9 protein-coding genes are annotated in these 9,605 nt (G+C 73.2%); 1 reads left to right on the top strand and 8 read right to left on the bottom strand.

Translation table 11 applies throughout. From position 1 onward, the window contains the following. Positions 1-163: 163 nt before the first annotated feature. From ACFV2S_RS36390 to ACFV2S_RS36355, 8 genes are all read right to left on the bottom strand, one after another. Positions 164-778 (bottom strand): hypothetical protein, encoded by a 615-nt coding sequence (locus tag ACFV2S_RS36390; protein WP_385570060.1) that lies wholly within the window; start codon positions 776-778, stop codon positions 164-166. 152 nt (positions 779-930) lie between these two features. Then, positions 931-2,385 carry an adenosylhomocysteinase gene (gene ahcY / locus ACFV2S_RS36385; RefSeq protein ID WP_385570056.1) on the bottom strand — a complete coding sequence of 485 codons (1,455 nt, stop codon included), beginning with the start codon at positions 2,383-2,385 and terminating at the stop codon, positions 931-933. A gap of 399 nt (positions 2,386-2,784) precedes the next feature. Beyond that, a complete protein-coding gene (locus tag ACFV2S_RS36380) occupies positions 2,785-3,750 on the bottom strand; it encodes a cation diffusion facilitator family transporter (protein WP_385570052.1) in 966 nt (321 codons plus the stop codon). Between the two features lie 66 nt (positions 3,751-3,816). Then, a complete protein-coding gene (manA, locus tag ACFV2S_RS36375; RefSeq protein WP_385570049.1) occupies positions 3,817-4,968 on the bottom strand; it encodes a mannose-6-phosphate isomerase, class I in 1,152 nt (383 codons plus the stop codon). A 201-nt stretch (positions 4,969-5,169) separates the two neighbouring features. Beyond that, positions 5,170-6,318, bottom strand: a complete 1,149-nt coding sequence (locus ACFV2S_RS36370; protein WP_385570045.1) for an SIS domain-containing protein — start codon at positions 6,316-6,318, stop codon at positions 5,170-5,172. 270 nt (positions 6,319-6,588) lie between these two features. After that, positions 6,589-6,771: a Trm112 family protein gene (locus ACFV2S_RS36365; protein WP_385570041.1), complete on the bottom strand. Its 183-nt coding sequence runs from the start codon at positions 6,769-6,771 to the stop codon at positions 6,589-6,591. A gap of 90 nt (positions 6,772-6,861) precedes the next feature. Then, positions 6,862-8,229, bottom strand: coding sequence for a phosphomannomutase/phosphoglucomutase (locus ACFV2S_RS36360; RefSeq protein WP_385570036.1), 1,368 nt, complete (start codon positions 8,227-8,229; stop codon positions 6,862-6,864). A 114-nt stretch (positions 8,230-8,343) separates the two neighbouring features. After that, positions 8,344-8,778 (bottom strand): DUF3499 domain-containing protein, encoded by a 435-nt coding sequence (locus ACFV2S_RS36355; RefSeq protein WP_382872065.1) that lies wholly within the window; start codon positions 8,776-8,778, stop codon positions 8,344-8,346. Between the two features lie 298 nt (positions 8,779-9,076). Here ACFV2S_RS36355 and ACFV2S_RS36350 point away from each other — a divergent pair, with 298 nt between their 5' ends. Further along, entirely contained in the window at positions 9,077-9,532 is a 456-nt protein-coding gene (locus ACFV2S_RS36350) for a metallopeptidase family protein (RefSeq protein ID WP_385570076.1), read from the top strand. Positions 9,533-9,605 lie beyond the last annotated feature (73 nt).

The following is a 9,605-nucleotide window of genomic DNA, read 5'->3' as shown; positions in this document are numbered from 1 at the left end:
GGGGGGCTCTCGGGGGGGTCCCCCCCCCGCGGGGGCGCCCCCGGTGGTGGCCCCCCCCGCGGGGCCGCGGGGGGGGCGGGCCCCCCCGCCCCCCCCCCGCGCGGGCCCGCCCCCGCCGCCCCGTCCACCGGCTTCGCTCCGCCCGCTTGAGCGGGTCTCCCGGTCAGGGGAAGACGGACGGCGGGGTCTCCAGGGCTTCGAGTTCGATGCCGGGGGCCGCGAGGACCACGTCGCCGGCGATGTGGACCGTGTGGCGTTCGCCCGTGTCCAGGGTGCTGACCTGGTACTCGTCCACGGTCAGAGGGCCGTTGTCAGTGCTGTGCGCTTCACTTCTCAGCAGGGCCCAGGACTGGTCGACCGTGAGGGGGGCGAGCACCGGGTCCGTGAAGGCGACGAGCCTGACACGGGTCTCGGGGGAATCGGGGGTGAGACGCAGCAGTCGCGTGAGGGCGACGAGGAAGGCCGGGGACGTGCCGGTGAAGGCGTGGGCGCGCACATTGCCTTCGGTGGCGTGGGTTCCGGTGGGGTCCGTGCGGACCCAGGTGACGCCGTCGAGGGCCGCGCCGCGGACCTGCCAGCTCGCGGCGTGCATCTCGAGCCGGATGGGGCGGCCGAGTTCGTCGACGGCCAGGTCGACGGAGCCCCGGTGGTCGCCGCCGGGGGTGGTGATCTGCGAGACGTAGCGCCAGCCGGAGGGGCCGGGCGCGCAGTGGAAGTGTTCTTCGCCGAGGGGGGTGTGATCGTGCGGATCATGGAGCGAATAACGGCCGCGGGGCATGGGTCGGTCCTCGGGAGGGTGCGCTTCCTGGAGCGGTAGCGAGGGGGCTGGACGGGGCAGGCCCCCCGGCACGGGGGTGCGGGGGGCCTGCCTGAGTCCTCTACGGGTGTCCGGGACGGCGCCGCGTCGGTGCGCGGGCGCCGCCGGGGACATCAGTAGCGGTAGTGGTCCGGCTTGAAGGGGCCCTCGACCTCGACGCCGATGTAGGCGGCCTGCTCGGGGCGGAGGGTCGTCAGCTTGACGCCGAGCGAGTCCAGGTGGAGGCGGGCGACCTTCTCGTCGAGGTGCTTCGGCAGCACGTAGACGTCGGTCGGGTACTCCTCCGGCTTGGTGAAGAGCTCGATCTGGGCCAGGGTCTGGTCCGCGAAGGAGTTCGACATCACGAAGGACGGGTGACCGGTCGCGTTGCCGAGGTTCAGCAGGCGGCCCTCGGAGAGGACGATGAGGACCTTGCCGTCCGGGTGGGTCCAGGTGTGGACCTGCGGCTTGACCTCGTCCTTGACGATGCCCGGGGTCTTGGCGAGGCCGGCCATGTCGATCTCGTTGTCGAAGTGGCCGATGTTGCCGACGATGGCCTGGTGCTTCATCTTGGCCATGTCGGCGGCCATGATGATGTCCTTGTTGCCGGTGGTGGTGATGAAGATGTCGGCGGTCTCGACGACCTCGTCGAGGGTCGTGACCTGGTAGCCGTCCATCGCCGCCTGGAGCGCGCAGATCGGGTCGATCTCCGTGATGATGACGCGGGCGCCCTGGCCGCGGAGGGACTCGGCGCAGCCCTTGCCGACGTCGCCGTAGCCGCAGACGACGGCGGTCTTGCCGCCGATGAGGACGTCGGTGGCGCGGTTGATGCCGTCGATGAGGGAGTGGCGGCAGCCGTACTTGTTGTCGAACTTCGACTTCGTCACGGCGTCGTTCACGTTGATCGCCGGGAAGAGGAGGGAGCCGGCCTGGTGCATCTCGTACAGGCGGTGGACGCCGGTGGTGGTCTCCTCGGTCACGCCGCGGATCTCGGACGCCAGCTGGGTCCACTTCTGCGGGTTCTCGGTGAGGGTGCGGTTGAGGAGGCGGAGGATGTGGCCGTACTCCTCGCTGTCCGCGGTGGAGGGGTCCGGGGCGGAGCCGGCCTTCTCGAACTCGACGCCCTTGTGGACGAGGAGGGTGGCGTCACCGCCGTCGTCCAGGATCATGTTCGGGCCGCCGGTGGGCGAGTTCGGCCAGGTGAGGGCCTGCTCGGTGCACCACCAGTACTCCTCCAGGGTCTCGCCCTTCCAGGCGAAGACCGGGACGCCCTGCGGGTTCTCCGGGGTGCCGTTCGGGCCGACGGCGATGGCCGCGGCGGCGTGGTCCTGGGTGGAGAAGATGTTGCAGGACGCCCAGCGGACCTCGGCGCCGAGGGCGACCAGGGTCTCGATGAGGACGGCGGTCTGCACGGTCATGTGCAGGGAGCCGGTGACGCGGGCGCCGGCGAGCGGCTGCTGGTCGGCGTACTCGCGGCGGATCGACATCAGGCCGGGCATCTCGTGCTCGGCGAGGGTGATCTCCTTGCGGCCGAAGACGGCCAGGGAGAGGTCGGCGACCTTGAAGTCCTGGTGGGCGACAGTCGTCATGACTGGGCTGCTCCTCGTGTGTGCGAGTGCGAGGGTCGGTTGAGGTGCCTGGCACCACGGCAGGGCCCCCTGGGCACACGAATGCCCGGGCGCTTGCTCGGTGCCGTCGTCGGAGGCCCTCTCTCCCTCGGACGGTCCGCGGACCGCCCGACCGCCATCAGCAGCGACGTCTGGCTGGTCACGAATCTACACCGATCGGCGCGGCGGGCCACAGTCCGCATCCGGCCCGCGGGGGGCTCCGGCGCCCGGTGTCCCGTACGGCCGTGCGCCCTCCGCGTGTGGTCCGTACGGATGCGCGAGACCCCCGGGCCGTGTGGTCCGGGGGTCCGAGGTGGTGGGGCGTGCCCGCCCGGGGGCGTCCGGGGGCCGACAGGAGGCCGGCCGGGGACGCCCGGCGGGTCAGTGGCCCGGGCCGCCCGGGTTCTTCGCCGGGTTCTTGCCCGCGGAGGCGGCCGCCTCGCTGTAGATGTCGGGCTCCAGGTAGATGACCCGGGCGATCGGGACGGCGGCGCGGATGCGCTCCTCGGCGGCGTTGATGGCGTGCGCGACCTCGCCGGCCGTGTCGTCGTGCTGGACGGCGACCTTGGCGGCGACGAGGAGCTCCTCGGGGCCGAGGTGGAGCGTGCGCATGTGGATGAGGCGGGTGACGGTCTCGCCGTCGACGACGGCCGCCTCGATCTTCTTGACGTCCTCGACTCCGGCGGACTCGCCGAGGAGCAGGGACTTGGTCTCGGCGGCGAGCACGAGCGCGATGAGGATGAGCAGGATGCCGATGCAGAGGGTGCCGATGCCGTCCCAGACGCCGTTGCCGGTGAGCAGGGCGAGGCCGACGCCGCCGAGGGCGAGGACGAGACCGACGAGGGCGCCGAGGTCCTCCAGGAGGACGACGGGGAGCTCGGGGGCCTTCGCCCGGCGGACGAACTCCGTCCAGGAGAGGCCGCCGCGGATCTGGTTGGACTCCTTGATGGCGGTGCGGAAGGAGAAGGACTCGGCGATGATCGCGAAGACGAGGACGCCGACCGGCCAGTACCAGGCCTCGATGGGGTGGGGGTGCTTGATCTTCTCGTAGCCCTCGTAGATGGCGAACATGCCGCCGACGGAGAAGAGCACGATGGAGACGAGGAAGGCGTAGATGTAGCGCTCGCGGCCGTAGCCGAAGGGGTGCTGCGGGGTGGCCTCGCGCTGGGCCTTCTTGCCGCCGAGGAGCAGCAGGCCCTGGTTGCCGGAGTCGGCGAGCGAGTGGACGCTCTCGGCGAGCATCGACGACGAACCACTGAAGAGGAACGCCACGAACTTGGCTACGGCGATCGCGAGGTTGGCGGCGAGTGCCGCCACGATCGCCCTGGTTCCGCCTGACGCGCTCATGGGTGTACGTGGTCCCTTCGTCGGTGCTCCGGCTCGATCGCCGCGGCTCGGCCGGTCATTGTCGCATCAGGCCACGACGGTCGCCCGGAAGACCGTGCCCGCTCCGGTCAGTTCGGTGGCCTCGCCCGCCGGGACGAAGACGGACTCGCCGGGACCGAGGACGGTCTCGCCCGCCTGCGGGCGGCCCGCGACGGCGAGCAGGATCTGCGGGGTGGGGGCGGTGACGTCGGTCGGGGCGGCGCCTTCCGCGCGGACGAACCGGGAGAGGCGGAACTCGTCGATCGGGGTCTCGTAGACCTCCTCGCCGGAGGGGGAGGCCTCGGGGCGCAGGACGGCCGATTCGTTCGGTTCGAAGCGGACGATCCGGAGGAGTTCGGGGACATCGACGTGCTTGGGCGTGAGGCCGCAGCGGAGCACGTTGTCGGAGTTGGCCATGATCTCGACGCCGAGGCCGTCGAGGTAGGCGTGCGGGACGCCGGCGCCGAGGTAGAGGGCCTCGCCGGGCTGGAGCCGTACCCGGTTGAGGAGCATGGCGGCGATCACGCCGGGGTCGCCCGGGTAGTGGTGGGCCAGGCTCGCGAAGGGCGCGTGGTCGCCGCCGAGGCGGTCGGCCGCGGCGGCGGCCTCGGCGACGGTGTGCGCCATCTCCTCGCGGTCGGCGGTGAGCAGGGCGGTCAGGACCTCGCGGAGGGCGGCCTCTTCGGGGTGGGCGTGGAGGAGGTCCACGTACGGCTTGAGGGTGTCGACGCCCAGCGCGGCGATGAGGTCGGCGGCCTCGGCGGGGGCGCGGAAGCCGCACAGCCCGTCGAAGGGGGTGAGGGCGCAGATCAGCTCGGGCTTGTGGTTGGCGTCCTTGTACATGCGGTGGGGGGCGTCGACCGGGATGCCGGCGGCCTCCTCGGCGGCGTATCCGGCCTTCGCCTGCTCCAGGTCGGGGTGGACCTGGAGGGAGAGCGGGGCTCCGGCGGCGAGCAGCTTCAGGAGGAACGGGAGCCGCGGTCCGAACTTCTCGACGGCCCGCTCGCCCAGTTCGCGTACGGGATCGGCGGCGATGAGCTCGTTCAGCGCGCCCCGTCCGGTGCGGGAGGGGGCACCGGGGTGGGCGCCCATCCACAGTTCGGCCTGCGGTTCGCCGGTGGGGGCGGTTCCGAGCAGTTCCGGGATGGCCGTCGTGGATCCCCAGGCGTAGGGGCGGACGGTGTTGACGAGGCGGTCCATGGTGCCTGCCAGCTCCTCGGGGCGGTGATGGATCGTGCGGGTTGTCGGGAGACAGGTGACAGGGGGCGGGTGACGGGTGGGTGACGGGGCGGTGGGCGCGGGGGTGACAGTGGGGTGACCGGGGCGGGTGAGGCCGGTGTGACCGCGCTGCGGCCGTGACGGGCCCTCGGGGCCGCGGGCCTTCCGCGCCTCGCGTGCGGGCTAGTGCGGTGTGCGGCCCGGGGTGGCGAGCGAGAGGTAGACGGCCGCGAAGTCGGTCACGGCGAGGAGTTCGGCGAGGGTCTCCAGGTCGCCGCCCTCCTCGGGTTCGAGTTCGCTGATGGCCGTCTCGTGTCCGAGGGCCAGCTCGCGGGCGGCCGGGGCGGCGGTCAGACCGCCCGCCGGACGGTCGCGGAGCAGCACCACGCGCGCGCGGAGCGCCTGCTGCTCGTCGACGCGGTCGCGGAAGAAGTCGTCCGGGTCGGCGCCCGCCGCGTAGTCGCCCGCGAGGAGGACGCCGTGCGCCGGGAGGGCCTCGGGGAGTTCGGCGGCGAGCGCGGGCAGGCCGGCGAGTTCGGCGAGGACGGCGGCGAAGCGGCGGCCGGCCGGTCCGGCGGAGGTGCCCTCGGTCCAGATCAGCGGGAGCGTGTCCGCGAGTTCGGCGGCGAGGGTCTTCGCCGGGTTGCTGTAGGTGGCGATCGCCGGGCCGCAGCGTTCCGCCGTCCGGTCGAGGCGGTCGGCGACCTTCTCCAGGGCCTCCGCCGGCGCCTCGATGAGGCCGACCCGGTCCAGGAGCGCGAGGAGCGGGGTGAACAGGGCCCAGAGGGCTCCCGGACTGGCGGCGATGCCCTCGGCGTACTCCTCGGGCGTCTCGTTCGGGGCGGTCGCCATCGGGACGAACAGGCCGTGCGAGCCGTTGACCGTCTCGGCGAGCGGGGAGGCCTTGGGGGCGACGGCGACGACGGTGATCCCCCGGCGGTAGGCCTGCTCGGCGAGGAGGGCGAGGCCCGGCTCGGAGCCGTCGGTGGTGGGCATCAGGAGCAGGTCCACCGAGCCCGCCCAGCCGGGCAGCGCCCAGCGCAGGGCGCCCGCGGCGGGGGCGACGCCGGTCGGCTGGAGCCGTACGACGGGGGCGGCGGCTCCGGCGAGCGCGCCGATCAGGTCCGCGACGCCCGCGGCGGCGGTGCCGGGGCCCGCGACGAGGACGGCGCGGGGGCGCCCCTCGGGGCGGAGGTCCGCGATGCCGGCCTCCGCGGCGTGCCGGGCGGCGGTCCTCACCCGTGCGCCGGCCTCGGCGGCGCCGAGGAGGAGGCCTCTGCGGTCGGCCAGGGCGAGGTCGTCCGGGGCGTCGAGGAGGGTCTCGTCGAGCATGTGCGGCCTCCCTGCGGGGCGCGGCTTGTGCGGGCGCTGCCTTGGTGCGGGTGCGGGTGGTGCGGGTTCAGGCGCGGGGGCCTGGGCCCGGCAAGGGGCGCCGTCCGTCGTGCCCACCCGTTCCGTCCTGGCGGTCCCCCGGACGGAGTCCGGGGGAGGAACGAATGCCCGCGACGGGCGGGGTGGAACCCACACAGGCATAAAAGCAGACCCCCGCGCGAGGCCGGGCCCGCTCCGGCGTGCGGGCGTGGGCCCACAGGGGCGTGGGCCCTACTGCGGCTTGCGGGCCTCGTCGGTGAGGAGGACCGGGATGCCGTCGCGGACCGGGTAGGCGAGGCCGCAGTCGGGGCTCGTGCAGACCAGCTCGGGCGTCTCGTCCGCCGTGCGGTCGTTCAGCGGAGCGTGGCAGGCCGGGCAGGCCAGGATCTCCAGGAGGCCGGCTTCGAGCGGCATGGGTGGTCCCTTCGGACGAGACGGATCGGGCCAGGTCAGCCTACCGCCGGGGAACGGGGCACGCCCCGGTCCCCCGGCGGTGGGGCGGGGTCAGTCGGTCGCCCGGACCAGGCCGAGGACCTCGTCGCGGATCGAGGCCATGGTGGCCTCGTCGCGGGCCTCGACGTTGAGGCGCAGGAGCGGCTCCGTGTTGGAGGCGCGGAGGTTGAACCACCAGTCCGTCGCAGTCACGGTCAGGCCGTCGAGCTCGTCGAAGGTGATGCCCTCGGTGCCCTCGTACGTCGCCCTGACCTTGGCGGTGCTCGCCGTCTGGTCCGCGACCGTCGAGTTGATCTCGCCGGAGGAGGCGTACCGGTCGTAGGCGGAGACCAGGTCGGACAGGGTGCCGTCCTGGCCGCCGAGGGCGGCGAGGACGTGCAGCGCGGCGAGCATGCCGGTGTCCGCGTTCCAGAAGTCCTTGAAGTAGTAGTGGGCCGAGTGCTCGCCGCCGAAGATCGCTCCGCTCTTCGCCATCTCCTCCTTGATGAAGGAGTGGCCGACGCGGGTGCGGACGGGCTCGCCGCCCTGCTCGCGGACGACCTCCGGCACCGACCAGGAGGTGATCAGGTTGTGGATGATCGTTCCGCCGGGCTGCTTGGCGAGCTCGCGCGCGGCGACGAGGGCGGTGATCGCGGACGGGGGGACCGGCTCGCCGCGCTCGTCGACGACGAAGCAGCGGTCGGCGTCGCCGTCGAAGGCGAGCCCGAGGTCGGCGCCCTCGGCGAGGACGCGCGCCTGGAGGTCGACGATGTTCTTCGGGTCGAGCGGGTTGGCCTCGTGGTTCGGGAAGGTGCCGTCGAGCTCGAAGTACATCGGGACCGTCGTGAGCGGGAGGCCGGCGAAGACCGTCGGGACGGTGTGGCCGCCCATGCCGTTGCCCGCGTCGACGACGACCTTGAGGGGGCGGATCGCGGTGAGGTCGACCAGGCCCTTCAGGTGGGCGGCGTAGTCCGCGAGGGTGTCGCGCTCGGTGATCGTGCCCTGGGTCGCCGCGGCCTGGGGGGCGCCCTTCTCCGTCCACTCCTCGGCGAGGGCGCGGATGTCGGCGAGGCCGGTGTCCTGGCCGACGGGGGCGGCGCCGGCGCGGCACATCTTGATGCCGTTGTACTGGGCCGGGTTGTGGGAGGCCGTGAACATGGCGCCGGGCAGGTCGAGGCTGCCGGAGGCGAAGTACAGCTGGTCCGTGGAGCAGAGCCCGATGAGGGTCACGTCGGCGCCGAGGCGGGCCGCGCCGCGCGCGAAGGCCGCCGCGAGGCCGGGCGAGGAGGGGCGCATGTCGTGGCCCACGACGATCGCGCCGGCGTCCGTCACGCGGACGAAGGCGGAGCCGAAGAGTTCGGCGAGCGTCTCGTCCCACTGGTCGGGTACCACTCCGCGGATGTCGTACGCCTTCACGATCTGCGACAGATCGGTCGTCACGGATCCACCCTCCTGAGTTCTCCACACGCGTGTGCGGCGCGTGTACGGAACGCCAAAACTACCCGGAGACCGGCGATACGGGGCCGGGGGTACGCGGAGGGTGGCCGGTTGGCGTCAGTTGTCCGGCGAACGGAGCACTCTGAGGTGCCCTCGGCGCCCGACCTCCATGGGGTCGCCGCCACGGCCTCCGCCGCCCTTGCCGCCGGCCTCGGCCGCGCGTTCCTGGGGGCGGGCGGCCTCGCGTACCGCGTTGGCGAGCGCCTCGAGGTCGTCGCCGCTGGGGCGGGCGGGGGCGGATCCGTCGGAGAGCCGCACCACCTCCCAGCCGCGCGGGGCGGTGAGGCGCTCGCTGTGCTCGGCGCACAGGTCGTAGCAGTGGGGCTCGGCGTAGGTGGCGAGCGGGCCGAGGACCGCAGTCGAGTCGGCATAGACGTACGTCAGTGTCGCGACGGCAGGGCGGCCGCACGCGGTGCGCGAACAGCGACGTACAGGGCTCACGACGTTGGACGGTACCGCACTCTTGAGCGGGCCGCGACGACTCTCCCTCAGGTCACTCCACCGTGTCGCGGTGTGACCTCCGACACCACCCTTCGTCCGGCGGCTGCTCTGACCTGCGCGGGAGGGGACCCAAGGGGGTGCGGGCAGGTGGCTATCCGGACACCTTGGGATACAAATCCGGTCAACCAGGGCCAGATGGCCGATCGTGACGGACCGTCGAACGGGGCGGCCACCGGCCGGAATGCTCAGGTTTCGACACGGCGTGGGGCGGGGTCGCGGGGACGCGGGGAGAGGTGGCGAGGATGCGCCACGGTGCGGTGGGACGGATGGGGGTTACGCTGCGTCAGTGATGGACAGTCCTGTGCCGCCGAGCCCCTCGCACCGTCCCACGGAGCCCCCGGCGGAGCCCCGGGTCCGCCGCCGCGACCGGCACGGCCGCGGGATGCGGGGACCGGTCGCGCCGCCGCAGGTGCCGCTCTCCACGAGCCGGGCCGACACCTTCCGCGACCTCGTCCTCGACTCGGTGGAGCGCCTCGAACGGCGCTGGCCGCAGCTGGCGGACGTCGACTTCATGGTGATGGAGGTGCCTCCGCCGGTGACGGGCGAGACGGTGCCGCTGGGCGGCTCGGTGCCCGCCGAGAAGAACGAGCCGGCCCGGGTGGTCGTCTACCGCCGGCCGGTCGAGATCCGCTCGAAGAGCCGGGACGAGCGGGCGCTCCTGGTCCACGAGGTCGTCGTGGAGCAGGTCGCCGAGCTCCTCGGGCTCTCCCCCGAGTCGGTCGATCCCCGGTACGGGCAGGACTGAGCCGGAACGGGCAGGGTGGGCCGGAACGGGCAGGGCTGAGCCGGTACCGCCCGGGGGCGGTCCCCCCGGGCAA

It is taken from the genome of Streptomyces sp. NPDC059695 (genome assembly GCF_042733785.1).
Taxonomy (GTDB): domain Bacteria; phylum Actinomycetota; class Actinomycetes; order Streptomycetales; family Streptomycetaceae; genus Streptomyces.
This window is presented reverse-complemented; position numbering and strand designations above follow the sequence as displayed.